Origin of the sequence: Parablastomonas sp. CN1-191 (genome assembly GCF_049354825.1) — a bacterium.
GTDB lineage: Bacteria > Pseudomonadota > Alphaproteobacteria > Sphingomonadales > Sphingomonadaceae > Novosphingobium.
This window is the reverse complement of the sequence record NZ_CP186480.1, coordinates 120,864-136,204: the sequence shown is the minus strand read 5'-3', so window position 1 is coordinate 136,204 and position 15,341 is coordinate 120,864. Positions and strand designations below refer to the sequence as shown.

The 15,341-nt window shown below is 69.2% G+C and carries 19 protein-coding genes; 10 read left to right on the top strand and 9 right to left on the bottom strand.

Annotated features, from left to right (window positions below):
- Window positions 1-37 precede the first annotated feature (37 nt).
- The gene (locus ACOYW6_RS00700; protein WP_423141921.1) at window positions 38-1,930 is read left to right on the top strand and encodes an acyltransferase family protein; all 1,893 of its coding nucleotides are present in this window, start codon (window positions 38-40) and stop codon (window positions 1,928-1,930) included.
- A gap of 5 nt (window positions 1,931-1,935) precedes the next feature.
- Here the strand turns inward: ACOYW6_RS00700 and ACOYW6_RS00695 are convergent, their stop codons facing one another.
- A complete protein-coding gene (locus ACOYW6_RS00695) occupies window positions 1,936-3,444 on the bottom strand; it encodes a replicative DNA helicase (protein ID WP_423141920.1) in 1,509 nt (502 codons plus the stop codon).
- A 143-nt stretch (window positions 3,445-3,587) separates the two neighbouring features.
- Here ACOYW6_RS00695 and ACOYW6_RS00690 point away from each other — a divergent pair, with 143 nt between their 5' ends.
- Together ACOYW6_RS00690 and ACOYW6_RS00685 are read left to right on the top strand one after the other, a co-directional pair.
- On the top strand, window positions 3,588-4,070 hold the full coding sequence (locus ACOYW6_RS00690) for a UPF0262 family protein (protein WP_423141919.1): 483 nt from the start codon (window positions 3,588-3,590) through the stop codon (window positions 4,068-4,070).
- A 23-nt stretch (window positions 4,071-4,093) separates the two neighbouring features.
- A complete protein-coding gene (locus ACOYW6_RS00685; protein ID WP_423141918.1) occupies window positions 4,094-4,792 on the top strand; it encodes a glycoside hydrolase family 25 protein in 699 nt (232 codons plus the stop codon).
- A 4-nt stretch (window positions 4,793-4,796) separates the two neighbouring features.
- Here ACOYW6_RS00685 and ACOYW6_RS00680 read toward each other — a convergent pair whose 3' ends face one another.
- On the bottom strand, window positions 4,797-5,762 hold the full coding sequence (locus ACOYW6_RS00680; protein ID WP_423141917.1) for a PAS domain-containing protein: 966 nt from the start codon (window positions 5,760-5,762) through the stop codon (window positions 4,797-4,799).
- Between the two features lie 143 nt (window positions 5,763-5,905).
- Between ACOYW6_RS00680 and ACOYW6_RS00675 the strand changes: the two genes are divergently transcribed.
- Window positions 5,906-6,328 carry a cytidine deaminase gene (locus ACOYW6_RS00675; RefSeq protein WP_423141916.1) on the top strand — a complete coding sequence of 141 codons (423 nt, stop codon included), beginning with the start codon at window positions 5,906-5,908 and terminating at the stop codon, window positions 6,326-6,328.
- A 17-nt stretch (window positions 6,329-6,345) separates the two neighbouring features.
- Window positions 6,346-7,341, top strand: a complete 996-nt coding sequence (locus ACOYW6_RS00670; RefSeq protein ID WP_423141915.1) for a S66 peptidase family protein — start codon at window positions 6,346-6,348, stop codon at window positions 7,339-7,341.
- On the opposite strand, the gene ACOYW6_RS00665 is transcribed toward ACOYW6_RS00670, so the two are convergent.
- The 3 genes from ACOYW6_RS00665 to ACOYW6_RS00655 are packed head-to-tail and all read right to left on the bottom strand — an operon-like array spanning window position 7,338 to window position 9,695.
- Window positions 7,338-7,847, bottom strand: coding sequence for a type II CAAX prenyl endopeptidase Rce1 family protein (locus tag ACOYW6_RS00665; RefSeq protein ID WP_423141914.1), 510 nt, complete (start codon window positions 7,845-7,847; stop codon window positions 7,338-7,340). The two genes, ACOYW6_RS00670 and ACOYW6_RS00665, sit on opposite strands and share 4 nt — an antisense overlap.
- Window positions 7,840-8,982 carry a M14 family metallopeptidase gene (locus tag ACOYW6_RS00660; RefSeq protein WP_423141913.1) on the bottom strand — a complete coding sequence of 381 codons (1,143 nt, stop codon included), beginning with the start codon at window positions 8,980-8,982 and terminating at the stop codon, window positions 7,840-7,842. Before ACOYW6_RS00660 ends, ACOYW6_RS00665 begins: the two co-directional genes overlap by 8 nt.
- 41 nt (window positions 8,983-9,023) lie before the next feature.
- Window positions 9,024-9,695 (bottom strand): hypothetical protein, encoded by a 672-nt coding sequence (locus ACOYW6_RS00655; RefSeq protein ID WP_423141912.1) that lies wholly within the window; start codon window positions 9,693-9,695, stop codon window positions 9,024-9,026.
- 88 nt (window positions 9,696-9,783) lie between these two features.
- Here ACOYW6_RS00655 and galE point away from each other — a divergent pair, with 88 nt between their 5' ends.
- The 3 genes from galE to ACOYW6_RS00640 all read left to right on the top strand — a co-directional run bounded on the left by galE (window position 9,784) and on the right by ACOYW6_RS00640 (window position 11,737).
- Entirely contained in the window at window positions 9,784-10,806 is a 1,023-nt protein-coding gene (gene galE, locus ACOYW6_RS00650; RefSeq protein WP_423141911.1) for a UDP-glucose 4-epimerase GalE, read from the top strand.
- Window positions 10,807-10,897: 91 nt separating this feature from the next.
- On the top strand, window positions 10,898-11,023 hold the full coding sequence (gene ykgO, locus ACOYW6_RS00645; protein ID WP_003046794.1) for a type B 50S ribosomal protein L36: 126 nt from the start codon (window positions 10,898-10,900) through the stop codon (window positions 11,021-11,023).
- A 96-nt stretch (window positions 11,024-11,119) separates the two neighbouring features.
- The gene (locus tag ACOYW6_RS00640) at window positions 11,120-11,737 is read left to right on the top strand and encodes an HAD family hydrolase (protein WP_423141910.1); all 618 of its coding nucleotides are present in this window, start codon (window positions 11,120-11,122) and stop codon (window positions 11,735-11,737) included.
- 52 nt (window positions 11,738-11,789) lie between these two features.
- Here ACOYW6_RS00640 and ACOYW6_RS00635 read toward each other — a convergent pair whose 3' ends face one another.
- Complete coding sequence (locus ACOYW6_RS00635; protein WP_423141909.1) at window positions 11,790-12,125, bottom strand: CC_3452 family protein; 336 nt, start codon at window positions 12,123-12,125, stop codon at window positions 11,790-11,792.
- 159 nt (window positions 12,126-12,284) lie between these two features.
- Here ACOYW6_RS00635 and ACOYW6_RS00630 point away from each other — a divergent pair, with 159 nt between their 5' ends.
- Together ACOYW6_RS00630 and ACOYW6_RS00625 are read left to right on the top strand one after the other, a co-directional pair.
- Window positions 12,285-12,767, top strand: coding sequence for a winged helix-turn-helix transcriptional regulator (locus tag ACOYW6_RS00630; protein WP_423141908.1), 483 nt, complete (start codon window positions 12,285-12,287; stop codon window positions 12,765-12,767).
- On the top strand, window positions 12,764-13,096 hold the full coding sequence (locus tag ACOYW6_RS00625) for a hypothetical protein (protein ID WP_423141907.1): 333 nt from the start codon (window positions 12,764-12,766) through the stop codon (window positions 13,094-13,096). Before ACOYW6_RS00630 ends, ACOYW6_RS00625 begins: the two co-directional genes overlap by 4 nt.
- On the opposite strand, the gene ACOYW6_RS00620 is transcribed toward ACOYW6_RS00625, so the two are convergent.
- From ACOYW6_RS00620 to ACOYW6_RS00610, 3 genes are read right to left on the bottom strand one after another with little or no spacing between them, the layout of a single operon-like run.
- The gene (locus ACOYW6_RS00620; protein ID WP_423141906.1) at window positions 13,080-13,490 is read right to left on the bottom strand and encodes a GFA family protein; all 411 of its coding nucleotides are present in this window, start codon (window positions 13,488-13,490) and stop codon (window positions 13,080-13,082) included. The two genes, ACOYW6_RS00625 and ACOYW6_RS00620, sit on opposite strands and share 17 nt — an antisense overlap.
- A complete protein-coding gene (locus ACOYW6_RS00615; RefSeq protein ID WP_423141905.1) occupies window positions 13,487-13,816 on the bottom strand; it encodes a hypothetical protein in 330 nt (109 codons plus the stop codon). The genes ACOYW6_RS00620 and ACOYW6_RS00615 overlap by 4 nt, the downstream gene beginning before the upstream one ends.
- On the bottom strand, window positions 13,813-15,321 hold the full coding sequence (locus ACOYW6_RS00610) for a YifB family Mg chelatase-like AAA ATPase (RefSeq protein WP_423143138.1): 1,509 nt from the start codon (window positions 15,319-15,321) through the stop codon (window positions 13,813-13,815). The genes ACOYW6_RS00615 and ACOYW6_RS00610 overlap by 4 nt, the downstream gene beginning before the upstream one ends.
- Window positions 15,322-15,341: the final 20 nt, after the last annotated feature.

Here is a 15,341-nt window from a genome sequence, read left to right as displayed (position 1 = left end):
CTTGCCAGCGCCGCACGCCGCGCTAGGTAAGCGCGCGATGAGCGATGCGGGGGCGCGTAACTGGGCCGGACCCTACAGGCCCGAAGTGGACGGGCTGCGCGCGCTCGCGGTCGTGGCCGTCATCTTCTATCACGCCGGCATTCCCTGGATCGATGGTGGCTATCTGGGCGTCGACGTGTTCTTCGTCATCAGCGGCTACCTGATGACCGGGATCATCGTGCGCCAGTCGCAGGCGCCCGACTTCGGCCTGGCCGCCTTCTTCATGCGCCGTATCCGCCGCATCGTTCCGGCGCTGCTGGTGACAGTGCTGGCAAGCGCCGCGATCGCGGTTCCCACGCTGGTGCCCGACGCGCTGGAGAACTTTGGCGAATCGATGGTCGCCACCGCGCTGGTCGCCAACAACGTGCTGCTGTTCATGACCGGCGGCTATTGGGACTTCACCGCCGACCTGAAACCGCTGATGCACACCTGGAGCCTGGCGGTGGAGGAGCAGTATTACCTCCTGTGCGTGCCGCTGATGCTGCTGGCGATGCGGCGCTGGGGCCGCCGCGGTCTGGCCTGGGGCCTCGCCATATTCGCGCTCGCCAGCCTGCTGACCGCGCAGGCCTGGACCTGGGGCTGGCTGAAGACGATCTACAACGACGGTTCGGCAAATGCCGCTTACCTGCTGCTGCCGGCGCGGGTATGGGAACTGGCTGCTGGCGGCCTGGCCCAGACCTGGCGGCCGGGGCGCCAGGATCCGGCGCGGGGCGCGGCAATGCTGGGCTGGCTGGGCGCAGCCGGCATGATCGCGCCGATGGTACTGTTCGGACCGGCGCAGATCAGCCCGGGGTTCCATACCGCGCTGCCGATCGCCGCGGCGGTCCTCTATTTGGTCTTTGCCGAGGCGGGCAGCGGTGCGGGGCGGGTCTTTGCCTGGCGCCCGGCGGTGGCGCTGGGGCTGATCAGCTATAGCGCCTATCTGGTGCACCAGCCGCTGTTCGCCTTTGCGCGCGCGCTGTCGATGGCGAAGCCCGGCCCACTTCAGATGCTGCCTCTGATCCCGGTCACTTTCGCGCTTGCCTGGCTATGCTACCGCGTCGTCGAGCAGCCGCTGCGCGACCGCCGGCGCTTTTCCGACCGCAGGGTCCTGATCGCCAGCGCAGCCGGGTCGGCGCTGTGCGTGGCGATTGGCCTGGGGCTCTTCATGGTCAAGGGTCAGCTCCACCCGTGGCCCGAGATGGAGCGGCCCGGCTTCAGTTATCCCGCCTATGTCGACGGGCCGTTCCGGTTTCAGGATGCCGCCCTCGATCCGGCGCTGAGGCGGCGCAACGTGCTGGTTATCGGCAATTCCTTCGCCCGCGATTTCATCAACATGGGTCTCGAGACCGGCGCGATGGTCGAAGGCGGGGTCCGCTACGCGCCGATTTCACCGTGCGAGGCGCCCCTGCCCGCCGCGCTTGCGGCGCAGCCCGCCGATACCGCCGTGATCGCCTTCGACTACGGCCCGGACGAGGTAGCCTGCCTACTGGGATGGGTGCGCCAGCTTCGCTCCCGCGGCATCGGCCACGTGGTGATCCTTGGCAGCAAGGACTTCGGCTGGAGCAATTCGGCGGTCATGCGCATGCCCGCGCCGGCGCGCTATTTTGTGCGGGTCCCGGTCAAGAGCGGCAAGCGCGAGTCCGACGCCGCCGCTGCCGCGATGCTTCCGCCCGGCCTGTTCCTGGACACCTATGCCGTCCTCGAGCGCGGCGGGCCGCGCGGCAAAGTCCCGGTATTCACGCCCGACCGCAAGTTCATCAGCCAGGACACCTTCCACCTTACCCCGGCGGGCGTACGCTGGCTGGGGCCGCTGATCTTCGCTGAGCCCGAGCTGCGGCATCTCTGCGCCGCTTCGTCCCGGTGCGGGCCGGCGCCGCACCCGGCTTATAGCGGCGCGCCGGTCGGCTGAGCGCGCTAGTCGTAGCTGTGCGCAGCCATGGCGTCTTCAGCCAGGTCGCTGAAGCGGGTGATGCGCGGTTCGAATTTAAGGCGCACTTTCCCGGTTGAGCCGTGGCGCTGCTTGGCGACGATCAGTTCCGCCAGGCCATAGACCTTTTCCATCTCGGCGGCCCAGGCGGCGTGGACTTCATGCGTCTTGGCATCGTCGGCCTCGCCCGGGCGCTTTGGCTCCTTGGCGGCGACGTAATAATCTTCGCGGAAGACGAACCAGACCATGTCCGCATCCTGCTCGATCGAACCCGATTCGCGCAGGTCGGACAGCATCGGCCGCTTGTCGTCGCGCTGTTCGACCGCGCGGCTGAGCTGCGACAACGCGATGACCGGTACCGACAGCTCCTTGGCCAGCGTTTTCAACCCGCGGCTGATCTCGGAAATCTCGTTGACGCGGTTGTCGTTGGCGCGGCCGCTGCCTTGCAGAAGCTGAAGGTAATCGACCACCACCAGCCCGATGTCGTGCCGCCGCTTCAGCCGGCGTGCACGCGTGCGCAGCGCCGCGATCGACAGCGCGGGGGTATCGTCGATGTAGAGCGGCAATTCCGCCAGCCGCTGGCTGGCGTAGGATAGCTGCTGGAAATCGTCACGGCTGATCTTGCCCATGCGCAGCGCTTCGGAACTGATCCCGGACTGTTCGGCCAGGATACGCGTGGCCAGCTGGTCGGCGCTCATTTCCAGGCTGAAGAAGGCGACCGCGGCACCCACGCTCTTGTCCGCGGCGATGCCGTCGGCAATGTCGCTGCGCAGCCGTTCGGCCGCATTGAAGGCGATGTTGGTCGCAAGCGAGGTCTTGCCCATGCCCGGGCGCCCGGCGAGGATCACAAGATCGGAATCGTGCAGGCCGCCGATCTTCTCGTTGACCGTGTGGAGCCCCGTGGTGGTGCCCGATATGTGCCCGCCCGACAGCAGCGCCTGCTCGATCATACCCAGCGCGGTGCGGGTCGCCATGGCGAAACCCTGCGCATCGGTGCCGGTCGCGGCGCCTTCGGCAACCGCGTAGAGCGCTGCCTCCGCGGCAGAGACCTGCTCCATCGGGTCGACGCTTTCGGAGGTGTCGAGCGCGCTGTCGACCAGGTTGCGGCCGACGCTGACCAGCTCGCGCAGCAGCGCCAGGTCGTAGATCTGCTCGGCCAGCTCGCGCGGGGCCAGCAGCCCCTGCCCATCGGCGGTCAGGCGGGCGAGATAGGACGCGCCGCCCAGGTCCTTGAGCGCCTCGTCAGCCTCGAAATACGGCTTCAGCGTCACCGGGGTGACGACCGCCTTGCGGTCGAGCAGTTGCTGGACCCGTTCGTAAATGCGTCCGTGGACGGGTTCGAAAAAATGGTCGGGGCGCAGCGGCGTGCTCAGTTCCTCGATCACGCGGTTGTCGATCAGGACCGCGCCCAGGAAGGCGGCCTCAGCCTCGACGTTGTTGGGCAGCATCCGCACCGGAATTTCGGCGGGACGATCGATGAGCGCTATGTCGGCCATGACGCGGGAATGCGCGCGGACGCTGCCGAGTGCAAGTGAGCGGCGCGGCGGTTCATCCGGCTTGACCTGTGGATAGCGGGGACGGACCGGCCCGCCGTTACCAACTTGCCCGCGCCTGCTGCATCTGCGAAACGCTGCCCCCCATGGCCGACCCCCGCATCAGCCGGATCACGCTCGACGAGGCGACCATCCTGTGGCGCAATGCCGACATCGAGCAGGAGCGGCGGATCGCGATCTTCGACCTGATCGAGGATAACAGCTTCAAGCCGCTGCGCGCGTTCGCCGCCGGTCAGCAGGGGCCGTATCATCTGCGGCTGTCGTGCCAGGACGGGCGCCTGGCGATGGATATCACCGACGAAGCCGACGCCCCGTGCGAGACGCTAGTGCTCGGCCTCGGCCGCTTCCGCCGGCCGATCCGCGACTATTTCGCAATCTGCGACAGCTACTACCAGGCTATCCGCAAGGCGACGCCGGCCGAGATCGAAACCATCGACATGGCCCGCCGCGGCATCCACAACCACGCCGCCGAACTGCTGCTTGAGCGGCTGGAGGGCAAAGTCGAAACCGACTTTCCTACCGCGCGCAGGCTGTTCACGCTGGTCTGCGTACTCCATATCCGCGGCTGAATCGGGCAAACGGGGATCACGTGATGGCGCGCAAGCGCAAGGGCCGCTGGATGACGCGCGCAGCAGGCACGCTCGTGCTGCTGGGGATCGTCGCGGGCGGTGCATGGTGGTGGACGCTGCGCAGCTGGATGCCCGATGCAAAGCAATATCCGGTCCAGGGGGTGGAGGTCGGCCCGCTCGACGGGACGCCCGATTTCGTCGCCCTCAAGGCGATCGGAGCACAGTTCGCTTATGTGGACGCCACCGCCGGCGCATTCGGAAGCGACCCCTCGTTCGGCCGCAACCTCGAGGCGGCGCGCGCGGCCGGGCTCCAGGTGGGCGCGGTCCATCTCTACGATCCCTGCGAGCCGGCAGACCGGCAGGCGGCGCGTTTCGTAACAACGGTGCCGCGCGATGCGAAAATGCTGCCGCCCGCGGTCGCGCTCGACGCACTGGCCGACAGCTGCCCACTGCCGGTCAGCGAGGCAGCCGTGCAGAGCGAGCTGACCACGTTCGTCAACCAGGTCGAAATCCACACCGGCAAGCCGGTAATTCTGCAAGTCAGCCCTGCGTTCGAAAAGCGCTACCAGATCGCCGCACGGGTCGACCGCAACTTGTGGCTGGTGCGCGACCGGTTCGAGCCGGGCTACGCCGGACGCCCGTGGATGTTGTGGACTGCCAATGCGCACCTTGCCAGCGACGCCGAGGACGCGCCGCTGCGCTGGGTTGTGGTGCAGCGCTGACGCCTCAGGCGTAGCGCGGATCGGCGTGCGGCAGGCGGATCGCGGTGACCATTGCATCGGGGGTGACCTCGCGCGCGACCGAGCCGCCGCATATCGTCACCATCCGGTCGATCAGCGCCAACCCCTGCCCGCCTTCGCGGGGCTGGCCGAACCGGGTGGTTTCCCTCCACACCACCTCGAGCATTTCGGACCCGACCGACACGTCGAGTCGGACAGCGCGACCGTCGCGCAGACTGCCGTGCTTGAGGCTATTGGTGCACAGCTCTCCGAACGCCAGCGCCAGCGCCTGCACCGACCCATCGGGCAGGTCGATCTCCGGAATCGGGCCGTATTCGAAGATCTCGTTGCTCCCGAACGCGCCCATGATCATCGGCAGCAGCTTGTCGAACGACTTGGCGGCATGCGGATCGAGGACGATTTCCTGCACCGCGACATACTGGCGGAACGCGTCGATCAGCCGGTCGGCAAAGGCGCGGTGCTCGGGCGCCTGGCGGGCCGCCAGCACCGTCAGCGACGTCGCGATGGTAAAGGCGTTGCGCAGCCGGTGGCGCATTTCGGCGCCGACGATCTCGAGCTGCTCGTTCTGCGCGACCAGCCGCGTGACATCGCGCGAGATCGCCAGGCTGCAGGGATCCGCCCCGCAGTCCATCGGGCTCAGCGACACGTCCCACCAGCTCGGCTTGCCGTCCGCATCCTCGCGGCAACCGCGAAACCGGAACGGCCGTCCGGCCCGTGCGGCGTCCAAGGCTTCGCCCGCCTTGAGGCGCGAGCCGGCGGGCCACAGCTGGACCCAGTCGCTGCCTTCGGCCGCGCCGGCATCCCCCGCATACATCCCGTCGGCGCCGGCCCGGTTGACGTAGCGCAGCGTTCCGTCGGCGTCGACCAGCTCGGTGCCGTCATCTGTTTCGTTCAGCAGCCGCGCGAGGAAGCCCAGGTCGCGCAGCGCGGCGCTGTTCCGGCCCGTGTTCATTGCCCCTGCCCCCACCGTTGCGACTCGTTGCCAGCCGGCGATTTTCTATCCGCATGTCGTTGAGTTGCATAGGTTAATCTCGCCTCGCAGAAACCGCCCAGACAGCCCTCGACTTGGCACCGGCGCTCGGGCTAGGAACGGGCATGCCCCACGATCGTGACACCCTGGTTGCAGCCGCGCGCGATGCCGCGCGCGGCGCCTATGCGCCTTATTCGCGCTTCCACGTCGGCGCGGCGCTGGGTTTCGCCGACGGCAGCGTGGTGAGCGGCGCCAATGTCGAGAACGCCAGTTACGGGCTTGCGCTTTGTGCCGAAACCAGCGCCGTGGCCAAGGCCATGAACGAAGGACGCCGCGGAGGCCTGGAAGCCGTTGCCGTGGTCGGCGGTCCCGACGGGCGCGGCGGACCGGTCGTGACGCCGTGCGGCCGCTGCCGCCAGGTGCTCAACGAATTGGCCGACATCGGCGGGACCGATCCGGTGATCTGGTGCGCGGGCGAGGACGAGGTGGTCGAGACCCGCCTGTCGGACCTGCTGCCGCGCGCGTTCGGACCGGGCAACCTGGCGTGATTTCCCGGCGCGGCGCCATGGCCGGGCTGTCCGCGCTCGGCGCCGCGGCTTATGCCACGCCGGCCCTGCCCAAGGCGCCGCGCAAGCCGCCCCGGCTTAAGACCGGCGACGTCGTCGGCGTGGTCGCGCCAGCCAGCGCGATCGACGGCGAAGACAGCGTCGAGCGCGCCGCGTGGTGGCTGAAGGGCATGGGCCTCGAGCCGAGATTCGGGCCGCACGTTGCGGGTCGCTATGGCTACCTGGCCGGCACCGACGAGGACCGCGCCGCCGATCTCAACGCGATGTACGCCGATCCCGCGGTCAAGGCGGTGTTCGCGATGCGCGGCGGCTGGGGCGGCGCGCGCATCCTGCCGCTGCTCGACTGGGACGCGATCCGCCGCAACCCCAAGCTGCTGCTGGGCTTTTCCGACGTCACCGCGCTGCACCTCGCGTTCGCGCGGCGCGCCGGCTACGCCACGATCCACGGCGGCAACGCGACCAGTTCGTGGCGCCCGGAAAGCTGGGAAAGCCTGTGGCGGCTGGCGTTCGCGGCCGACGTGCCGACGCTGGGGGGACCGGCGGGCGAGCTGGCGAGCGGACGCGCCGGCCGCACGATCCGCGGCGGCACCGCGCGCGGGCGGCTGCTGGGCGGCAACCTGACGATCGTCTCGACGCTGATGGGAACGCCGTGGCTGCCGTCGTTCAAGGGCGCCATCCTGTTCGCGGAGGACACCAACGAGGCGGAATACCGGATCGACCGGATGTTCCAGCAATTGCGCCTGGCCGGGGTGCTGGACGACGTCGCCGGCGTCGTCTTCGGGCAGTGCACCGGCTGCCGCACCACCGAGGCCGACTACAACGGCTTCACGCTCGACCAGGTGATCGATCACTACCTGGCGCCGCTGGGCATTCCGGCCTTTACCGGCGGCAACATCGGTCATGTCTCCAACCAGTTGAGCCTGCCGTCGGGCGCCCTGGTCGAACTCGATGCCGATGCCCGGACGATCCGGCTGCTCAGCCCGATCGTTTCCTAGGCCAGCGCCGCGCGCAGCAACGGGTCGAGGACGATGTGGACAACGCCGTGCGCGGCCAGCGCGGTCACGAAACCGTGGCGCCAGTAGAGCCAGCCCCACACCGCCCCGACCAGCCAGAACCGCAGCGTTCCCCAGACGGGATAAGCGATGTCGATCGGCTCGATGTTGACGAATTGCGCCGCCAGGATCGCGGCGACGATCCACCAGCCCGGCACGCGGCGGCCGAACAGCAGCGGCAGCGCCGCCAGCACGGTGGTCAGCGCCAGCCGGTAAACCACTTCCTCTCGCATCGCGCCCAGGCACGAGATGAGCGTCCGCGGCCATAGCGGTGCCGTCTCGCGCGCCAGCAACGGCAAGCCGTCGCGGCAGAGGTCGGCATCGACCAGCAGGACCCATGCGGTCACGCCGGCGATCGCCAGCGCCCCGGCCGCCAGCGCGGCGCGCGGGTCGCAGGGCAGCAGCCGCCAGCCGCCCGGAAGGGTCGGCCAGCGAACTGCGTCAGGCATCAAGCCATTCCAGGAGCGCCGCCAGGCAGTCGCGGCCTAGCACCTTGCTGCGCTCGGGGCTCCAGCCCTGGCGCGCGTCGGGCAGGTCGTCGTTGTCCTTGAACGGCATTTCCAGCGTCATCGCGCAGGCGCCGAAGCGCTCTGCGACCTGGTTGGTGCTCATCGCCAGATTGGCCTTGCCCGCGCCCGCGACGCCATAGCCGCGGCGGGTCTGGAAATCGGGCGTGCGGCGCGCCAGGATCGACTTGTAGCGGTCGAACCCGCCTTGCAGGGCCTCGTTCCACGCCGGGATGCCCTCGAAGCCGGCGAGGAATACCTGCGGGATCGCCTCGTCGCCATGTACGTCCATCGCGAAGTCGACGCCGGTTTCATCCATGGCGTTTCGGATCGCCAGCACCTCGGGCGATTTCTCGGCCGTCGGCTCGTGCCATTCGCGGTTGAGATTCACGCCCACCGCGTTGGTGCGAAGATGCCCGCGCACCGAGCCATCGGGATTGGCATTGGGAACGACATGGAACCGGCACTTGGCGCGCAGCGCGCGGCCGAGCGGATCGGCGGGATCCGCCAGGCATTCGAGCGCGCCTTCCATCCACCATTCCGCCATCGATTCGCCCGGATGCTGCCGCGCATAGAGCCACACCTGCTTGGCACCCTGGCCCATTTCCAGGCAATCGATCGTCCGCCCGTCAAGCGTTTCGCCCAGCACGCGGTGCGAGACGCCCTCGGCCAGGGCCACCGCCGCCACCAGGTCCTGATGGCGCTCCCACGAATAGGGGGCGAAGTAGGCGAACCAGGCCAGATCGCCGGCCGGGCGATAGCGGATCGTCAGCGTGCCGCCATTTTCGCTGCCGTCCCAGCTCGTCTCGGCGCGGTCCCAGCTGTCGCGGTCCTCGCTCACACAGGCGCGATAGCCGGGCCAGCCGTCGGGATAGGCACTGGTGTTGAGGTCGGTGATCTTGAGCACCAGTTCGCGCCCCGCCGCACCCGAGACGCGGAAGTGGAACCACTGGTAGAACTCGCTCATATGGTCGCGCGGAATGGTCAGCCGGGCCGAGGCACCGGCGACCGAGGTGACCGCGATGTTGCCCGAATCGAACGCCGCGTCGACGCGGATGGAAAGGTCTGAAGCTGTCATGCCCCGCCCCTAGGATGAGGCGGGCGGAAGGGAAAGTGGCTTCAGCCGACCGGCTTGGGGAACTTGGCGAACAGCGCCTCGGCCAGCTTCGCCGCGACGGCCTGGTCGGTCCACTTCGACGAGCCGTCGCGGGTCAGCATGTCGGCGCGGCCTTCCCACAGGACCGCGTTCGAAGCCCGGTCGCGGATGCGCGCCTCGAGCCGGGTGGAAAGCAGCGCCTTCCTGGGCTTCGACAAGTCGATCCCGATCCCGATCCCCATGCCCGATCCGCGGTTGGAAATGGTGGTGCCGACCTCGCCCGAGACGGGATTGTGCTTGCGCTCGGCCGGTTCGGCGATGTCGCGCACGACGGTGAGCTCGACCACTTGCGGCGCGGTGGCGGCGGCGGTGTTGTAACCGTGGCGGCCCAGGACGTCGACCAGCGCGGCTTCGAACACGGGGTCGCGCGGGCCTGCGCCCGGGGCGACGACGATCGCGCCCTGGCCCAGCGCCGGCAGCCCGGCCGCGGTGTTGACGAAGGTCGACACCTCGACCTTGCCCTCGCCGCGCGACGAGCGCGAATATGGCCGGTCGCCGAAGGTGGTGCCGACACCCACGCCTATGCCGGTGCCCCAGCCGCCGCGGCTCCAGTGCTGGGCCTGGGCGGGAGCGGCCACCACGGCGGCGGCAAGGACGGCTGCGGCACCGAAACGGACAAAGGAGCGAACGATCATGCCGTGCCCCCTGGTTCAAGCGTGCTTTCCCAAGGCTGAACCGAGCCGCCGTGTTTCCTTTTCCGGCCCGGACCGATAGCGTCTGGTGATGACCACGACCGTCCCCGTTCTCGTCACCGGCGGCGCCGGCTACATCGGCAGCCACGCCGTCCTGGCGCTGCTGGACGCCGGCTGGCCCGTCGCGGTGATCGACGACTTGTCGACCGGGTTTCGCCGGGCGGTGCCCCAACACGTGCCGTTTTACGAAGGCAATATCGACGACGAAGCCTTGCTGAAGCGGATTTTCGCCGAGCAGGGGACCCGCGCGGTGCTGCATTTCGCCGGCTCGATCGTCGTGCCCGAATCGGTGTCGGACCCGCTCAAGTACTATCTCAACAACGTCGTGCGCAGCCGGGCGCTGATGGCCGCCGCGGTCGAATGCGGGGTTGCGCATTTCGTGTTTTCGTCGACCGCCACGGTCTACGGCGAAGCCGGGATCAGGCCGCTGTCGGAGCTCGATCCAGTCCAGCCGGTCAACCCCTATGGCGCCAGCAAGGCGATGACCGAGCGGATGCTGGCCGATGTCAGCGCCGCGCACCCGATGAATCACGCCGTGCTGCGCTATTTCAACGTTGCCGGAGCGGACCCGCAGGCGCGCACCGGGCAGGCGACCGCGGGGGCGACACACCTGATCAAGGTCGCCGTGGAGGCGGTGACCGGCAAGCGCGACGGCGTATCGGTCTACGGCACCGACTACCCGACGCCCGACGGCACCGGCCTGCGCGATTATATTCACGTCGCCGACCTTGCCGCCGCCCATGTCGATGCACTGGCGGCGCTGATCGCCGCACCAACGCGGTCCCTGACGCTCAACGTCGGCTACGGGCGCGGATTCTCAGTGCTGGACGTGCTCGACGCGGTCGACCAGTTGACCAACCGGCCCCTTAAGCGAACGCTCGCGCCGCGGCGGCCGGGCGACGTCGCTTCGCTGGTGAGCGACAATTCCAGGATCCTGTCCACGTTGCCGTGGCGCCCGCGGTACGACGAGCTTGCGACCATCGTGAACCACGCGCTGGCGTGGGAGCGGCGGCTGGCCGATATCGAAGCCGCTGAAAGCCAAGCCCACGGTTGACTTCGCGGGTTCGCGCCCGTAACGGCGCCCCTTCGGTTTTACGGCGGGTTTCCGCCCAGAAGGCCGGCGCTGCCAGCCCAGAAGGTACGTCATGAAGATTCGCAACAGCCTCAAGTCGCTCAAGGACCGCCACCGCGACAACCGCGTGATCCGTCGCCGCGGCCGGACATACGTGATCAACAAGACCAACCGCCGCTTCAAGGCGCGCCAGGGCTGACCCCCGGCGCGGGCGGAACCATCCGCCCGGCGATAAGACAACGACGGCCCGCCTCCTGCCGGAGAGCGGGCCGCTTCCATATGGAATGGGCTGAGCATGGCGGATGGCGGAATCGATGCGGTCGTCTTCGACGTCGGCAAGGTCCTGGTGCGCTGGGAGCGTGAGCGTCCCTATCTGGCCGCGATCCCCGATCCGGCCGAGCGCGCGCGCTTTCTGGACGAGGTCGTCACGTTCGAATGGCACATGGAACACGACGCCGGACGCAGCGCCGCCGACATGGTGGCCGAGCGCAGCGCCCTGTTTCCCCACCATGCCGGCCTGATCGCCCGCTGGTTCAGCCATTTCAACGAGACCATCCCCGGCCCGGTCGAGGGGATGCCCGGCATCGTCGAGGCGCTCGATGCGCGGGGCGTGCCGCTTTACGCGATCACCAATTTCGGCGCCGATACCTGGGCGGGTTTTCGCCCCTCCTTTCCGCTGGCGGACCGATTTCGCGACATCGTGGTTTCGGGCGTGGAGAAACTCGCCAAGCCCGATCCGGCGATCTACGCGCTGGCAGCCCGCCGCTTTGGCCGCGATCCGGCCGCGATGCTGTTCATCGACGATTCGCTGCCCAACGTGGTCGCGGCGCGCGATTGCGGCTGGCACACACATCACTTCGTCGACGCGCCGACCTTGCGGGCAGACCTGTCGGCGCGCGGGTTGCTGGACTGAGCGAAAAAGGCCTCCGCGCCGCGCAGTGCCCGGCGCGGAGACCAGTGGGAGTTCAGTTCGCGGCGGCATTGCAGCGCGCCAGGTCCTCCGCCGCCAGATCGCCCTTCGGGTCGGCAAAGCGGGTCACCGCGCCGAACGCGCGGACCATCTTGGCGCAGGCGATCGCGGGGCGCGCACCGTCGAGCGGAGCGGCGCAGCTGTCGCCATCGCACTTCCAGATCACACCGTTGAGCACTGCCTTCTTCGCGGCCGGCAGCGGTGCCGCCAGGGTGGCACTGTAACCACCGTGGCCCGACTGGGCGAGGGCGGCGGCCGGCGCGCCGGCGGCCAGAGCCAGGCCGGCAGCGACGACCAGGCGAATGCCGGTCTGGTGAGCGAGAGCGAGCATGAAAGGTCCCCTTGAAAATCAATTGCGAATCGCTACCTATCAAGATAGGTTTCTGGTTGCAACTTGAAATCGACCTTGTCGGATTTTGCTGCTATGCCGGGACCGAATCCCCGCCGACCGGCACGATGCCGCGATCCCAGAGGGACAGAGGAAGGGCCGATGGGCAAACTGCGCGAACCGCTCGACAACATCCACTCCTGCGGGCTTCCCGTCGCGCTTGAGGTGATGGGTGAGCGTTGGTCGTTCATGATCTTGCGCGCCGCCTTCAACGGCGTGCGCCACTTCGAGGATTTCCTTGGCGTGCTCGGGATCGCGCGGAATATCCTGTCGAACCGGCTGGCACGGCTTGTCGAATACGGCGTCATGCAGCGCGAACCCCTGCCCGACGATCGCCGCAAGATCGCCTACCGGCTCACCGACAAGGGCTACGACCTTCTGCCGGCGCTGATCGCCCTGCGCCAGTGGGGCGAAAAGCACGGCCTTGGCGTCGCCGCCAACCCGGTGCTGTGCGACGCCCGCGACGGCGAGCCGATCGCGCCGATCACGATCCGCTCGCACGACGGCCGCGTGCTCGATGTGCGCGACCTGGAATGGCGGATGCGCGGCGAGGCCCGCGAAGAGGCGATGGCCGCCGCCCTTTGAGCGAGCCGGCACAGGCTCCTGACCGAACGCCGGATGGGCGCTACATCGTCGTGCGCGGCCGCTTGTGGCGGACCGCCAACCCCCACCTACCCGAGGCCGAGCGCGAACGGCTGGTCCGCGAGTTGATGGACGCGCGCCGCGCGGTCGGCGCTGCGAAGACCGACGCCGCGGCGCGAACGGCCGCGCGCGGGCGTGTCGATGCCGCAAAGCACGCGCTGGGCGAACGCGGCGCGCCGTGGTGGGACGACGGTGCGCCGGACTGGAACCGTTACCTGGCCAAGAACACGCCATACGCCGCGTGGTGGGCCGCGCTCAGCGCGAACCGATGATCGTCGGCGCGCTGACATAGCCGAATTCGGCGCTGGCACCGTCCCATGCGCGTCCGTCGGGAAAGCGCTGCTCGATCCCGGCCAGGTCGGCCGGGTCGGCCAGCGCCATGTTGACCCCTCGCATGACATCGCCGTGCTGCGCGATCATCGCCGGGGTCAGTCCAAAATGCGTGGTCGACCCGCAAGCGCCGCAGAAATGCACTTCGGCCGAGGGCACCGCCTTGTCGCCCCGCACGGCGATGGCTGCGGCGCCAATGACGCGGACCTGGTCCGGCGTGAAATAGCCCCAGCGCGCGCCGGTCTTGCTGCACAGCGTGCAGTTGCACTGGTGGATATAGTCGGGCCGCGGGACGGACAGCTGCACCGCGCCGCACAGGCAGGTCATCGCGATCATTGGGCTCGTTCATTCGGCGCCGCGCAGGGCGGCTCGAACCACAGCGTCACGCCGCGCCGCTCGGCCTGGATGGTCTGGCCCGGCCGGCAGCCCGCCGCCGGTCCCGGCGCGAGCAAGCGTTCGCCGACGAAGCGGCCGCTTTCGAACCGAACCACCACCTTGCCGGGCGAATAGCGGCTCATCGACGGCTGCATCGATACGATCCGGGCCGCGACCGGAACGCCGTGTTGCGGCCGGACAGGATGAAACGTCAGCCAGATTCCCCCGGCGAAGGCGGCCAATCCTGCCGCCGCGGCAATGAGGTTGGCTTTGCCGACCGGCGTCATGCGCGCGGTGCCGCCCGGCGATAGCTGAGCGCCTCGGCCACGTGGATGCGGCCCACCGTCTCCACCCCGGCCAGATCGGCCACGGTGCGTGCCACCCGCAGCACGCGGGTGTAGCCGCGCGCGGTCAGGCGCATCGCTTCCGCCGCCTGCATCAGCAGCGCGCGGCCCGCCTCGTCCGGCGTCGCGTGCGCTTCGAGCGCGTCGCCGTCGAGCTCGGCGTTGCTGCGCTTGCCGGTGCCGTCCAGCCGCGCCACCTGGCGCGCGCGCGCGGCGGCAACCCGTGCGCCCACCTGGGCGGACCCCTCGGCCGCAGCGGGCAGCGCCAGGTCGGCGGCGCTGACCGGATCGACCTCGACATGAAGGTCGATGCGGTCGAGCAGCGGCCCGGAGACTTTAGCCTGGTAATCGGCAGCGCACTTCGGCGCGCGGCTGCAGGCCAGCGCCGGATCGCCGAGATGGCCGCATCGGCACGGGTTCATCGCGGCGATCAGCTGTACCCTCGCCGGGTATGTGACGTGGGCGTTGGCGCGAGCGACCGTGACCGTCCCGGTCTCGAGCGGCTGGCGCAGCGAATCGAGCACGGTGCGCTGAAACTCGGGCAATTCATCGAGGAACAGCACGCCGAGGTGGGCCAGACTGACTTCGCCCGGCCGGGCCTTGAGGCCGCCCCCGGTCAGCGCCGCCATCGATGCGGAATGATGCGGCGCGCGGTACGGGCGCGCACGGCTGATCCGGCCATCCTCGAGCGTGCCCGCAACGCTCGCCACCAGCGAGGTTTCCAGCGCTTCGCCCGGGGTCAGCGGCGGCAGGATACCGGGCAGGCAGGCGGCCAGCAGGCTCTTGCCAGCACCCGGCGGGCCGATCATCAGCAGGTTGTGCCCGCCCGCGGCAGCGATCTCAAGCGCGCGGCGGGCCGTCTCCTGTCCCTTGACTTGCGACAGGTCGGGTCCCGGTGCCGGCGTCTCGGCCTCGCCCGGCTGCGGCGCGGGGAGCTGCTGCACGCCCTTGAGGTGGTTGAGCAGGCTGACCAGGTCGGGCGCCGCCAAGACCGGCATGTCGCCCGCCCAGCGCGCCTCAGCCCCTTGCGCCGCCGGGCAGATCAGTCCGCGGCCCTCGCCCGCCGCGTGCATCGCCGCCAGCAGTACACCCGGCGAGGCGACGATGCGCCCATCGAGCGCCAGTTCGCCCACGGCCACGAAATCGCCCAACTGCTCGGCATCGGTCACTCCCATAGCGGCCAGCAGCGCCAGCGCGATCGGGAGGTCGTAATGGCTGCCCTCCTTGGGCAGGTCGGCGGGCGAGAGGTTGACGGTGATCCGCTTGGGCGGCAGCGCCAGCCCCATCGCGGCGAGCGCGGCCTGGACCCGCTCACGGCTTTCGCCGACCGCCTTGTCGGGCAGGCCGACGACGGCGAAACGGGGCAGCCCTGGCGCGACCTGGCACTGCACCTCGACGCTGCGCGCCTCCAGCCCAAGATAGGCGACCGTCGACACCAGCGCGACCAAGCTGTTCTCCCCATTGGCGA

Coding starts and splice junctions, on each gene's coding strand:
- ACOYW6_RS00665 (WP_423141914.1), bottom strand. CDS start 7,847: ATGCCTGACGCAGTTCGCTGGCCGACCCTTCCGGGCGGCTGGCGGCTG.
- ACOYW6_RS00635 (WP_423141909.1), bottom strand. CDS start 12,125: ATGCTCGCTCTCGCTCACCAGACCGGCATTCGCCTGGTCGTCGCTGCC.
- ykgO (WP_003046794.1), top strand. CDS start 10,898: ATGAAGATTCGCAACAGCCTCAAGTCGCTCAAGGACCGCCACCGCGAC.
- ACOYW6_RS00630 (WP_423141908.1), top strand. CDS start 12,285: ATGGGCAAACTGCGCGAACCGCTCGACAACATCCACTCCTGCGGGCTT.
- ACOYW6_RS00690 (WP_423141919.1), top strand. CDS start 3,588: ATGGCCGACCCCCGCATCAGCCGGATCACGCTCGACGAGGCGACCATC.
- ACOYW6_RS00680 (WP_423141917.1), bottom strand. CDS start 5,762: ATGAACACGGGCCGGAACAGCGCCGCGCTGCGCGACCTGGGCTTCCTC.
- ACOYW6_RS00695 (WP_423141920.1), bottom strand. CDS start 3,444: ATGGCCGACATAGCGCTCATCGATCGTCCCGCCGAAATTCCGGTGCGG.
- ACOYW6_RS00685 (WP_423141918.1), top strand. CDS start 4,094: ATGGCGCGCAAGCGCAAGGGCCGCTGGATGACGCGCGCAGCAGGCACG.
- galE (WP_423141911.1), top strand. CDS start 9,784: ATGACCACGACCGTCCCCGTTCTCGTCACCGGCGGCGCCGGCTACATC.
- ACOYW6_RS00615 (WP_423141905.1), bottom strand. CDS start 13,816: ATGACGCCGGTCGGCAAAGCCAACCTCATTGCCGCGGCGGCAGGATTG.
- ACOYW6_RS00670 (WP_423141915.1), top strand. CDS start 6,346: ATGGCCGGGCTGTCCGCGCTCGGCGCCGCGGCTTATGCCACGCCGGCC.
- ACOYW6_RS00675 (WP_423141916.1), top strand. CDS start 5,906: ATGCCCCACGATCGTGACACCCTGGTTGCAGCCGCGCGCGATGCCGCG.
- ACOYW6_RS00620 (WP_423141906.1), bottom strand. CDS start 13,490: ATGATCGCGATGACCTGCCTGTGCGGCGCGGTGCAGCTGTCCGTCCCG.
- ACOYW6_RS00660 (WP_423141913.1), bottom strand. CDS start 8,982: ATGACAGCTTCAGACCTTTCCATCCGCGTCGACGCGGCGTTCGATTCG.
- ACOYW6_RS00700 (WP_423141921.1), top strand. CDS start 38: ATGAGCGATGCGGGGGCGCGTAACTGGGCCGGACCCTACAGGCCCGAA.
- ACOYW6_RS00655 (WP_423141912.1), bottom strand. CDS start 9,695: ATGATCGTTCGCTCCTTTGTCCGTTTCGGTGCCGCAGCCGTCCTTGCC.
- ACOYW6_RS00640 (WP_423141910.1), top strand. CDS start 11,120: ATGGCGGATGGCGGAATCGATGCGGTCGTCTTCGACGTCGGCAAGGTC.